The sequence below is a fragment of the Komagataeibacter kakiaceti JCM 25156 genome (assembly GCF_000613305.1).
Window position 1 is genome coordinate 1 of record NZ_BAIO01000521.1, and the last position, 1,595, is coordinate 1,595.

Genomic DNA, 1,595 nt, shown 5'->3' on the forward strand with positions numbered 1-1,595 from the left:
CACGCCCGAAGCCATGGAAGCGGCGCTGAAAGACGCCGTATGGACCGCGCGCTACCGCCGGTATGAAAAAGCCGCCGCATGCCCCGGATCATAGCTGTCTGATAAATAAACAGTAAAAGTTGCCGGGTGCCGCCCTTTTTCAAAAAAGCGGCGTTTCCTGATGATTTCTTACGATTTACAGGCTGTTTCAAACAGTTCCTCAGCCCTTCTTCCTGTGGCCGGGCGGGAGGGGATAGCGACTTTCCCACCCGCCGCCCAGCGCGCGGTAGAGATGGGTCACGGCGGTGGAAACGGCCACATTGGCTTCGATCAGGCGGGACTGGGTATCGAGCAGCCGGTCCTGCATGTCGAGCACGTTAAGAAAGGCGGCGGCGCCTTCGGTGTACTGGCGCTGGGCCGTGGTGACGGCAATCTGGTTCTGCGCCACGGCGGCGGCCAGCCGGTCACGCTGGTTCTGCGCGGAGGAGAGGTCGGCCATCGCATCGTCAATTTCCTGCCATGCCTTGAGCACCGTGCGTTGCAGGGTGATGGCGGCTTCCTTCTGCTGTGCCCTGCGCAGGCGGAGCTGGCCGGTCAGGCGTCCGCCCTCGAATATGGGAAAGGTGGCGGTTGGGCCGAAACCGTACTGGCGCGAAGCCCAGCTTCCCAGCCCGCTGAACTGGAGCGCCTGCACGTCCAGACTGCCCGACAGCGTCACGCGGGGGAAGAAATCGGCAATGGCGACGCCAATGCTGGCGGTGGCGGCGTGCAGACGTTCTTCCGCCATGCGGATGTCCGGCCTGCGCTCGGCCAGGCCGGAGGGCAGACCCACGGGAATTTCACCGGGCACCGGCGGCACCTCCGTCCCCTGCCCAAGCACCTGTTTCAGCGCGCCCGGCTCCCGCGCGACCAGAAAGCTCAGCGCGTTGATCAGATGTGCTTCCTGATCCTGCAATACGGGCAGGCGGGAACGGAATTCCTCATACTGGCCGGAGGCGTCAGCCACATCCATGCGGGTGGCCGCGCCTTCTTCCAGCCTGCGTGTGGTCAGGTGCAGGGTGCGGGTGGCAAGCTCGATATTGTGCTGCACGATCATGATGCGCGCCTGCACCCGCGCAGGTCGAGATAGTCCTGCGCGGTCTCGGCCATGAGCGAGACGAGAAGCCCGCGCCGCATGTCCTCGGTGGCGCGCATGGCGGCGGTGGCGGCTTCCACCTGCCGCCGCACATGGCCCCATATATCCACTTCCCACGAAGCGTTCATGCCATATTGTGGCAGGTTGAAGGACGGGTTGCCGATCGAGCCGGGCAGGGCGGTCGGGCCGAACCCCTGCGTGCCGCTGGCCACCGTGCCCGCCTCACGCGATTCCATGGTGCCCAGCAGGCCCAGGATGCCGTTGGTGCTGGCGCGCTCGCGGGCGTAGGAGGCATTGGCTTCCGCATGGGGGAACTGCGCGGAACTGGCGATGCGGCGTTCGGCCATGCTCTGGGCAAAGCGCCATGAAGCCGCCTTCAGATCCAGATTGTCCTGCGCGACTTCCGCTTCCAGCGCGGTCAGGGTGGGATCGTTGAATATGGTCCACCAGTCGGCCCCCGTGGTGGTGTCCACTACATGGC

Annotated in this window: 1 pseudogene; it reads right to left on the reverse strand. The window is 65.0% G+C overall.

The features are described 5' to 3' along the window. Positions 1-199 precede the first annotated feature (199 nt). Positions 200-1,595, reverse strand: a pseudogene (locus JCM25156_RS25390) (efflux transporter outer membrane subunit); the annotation flags it as partial.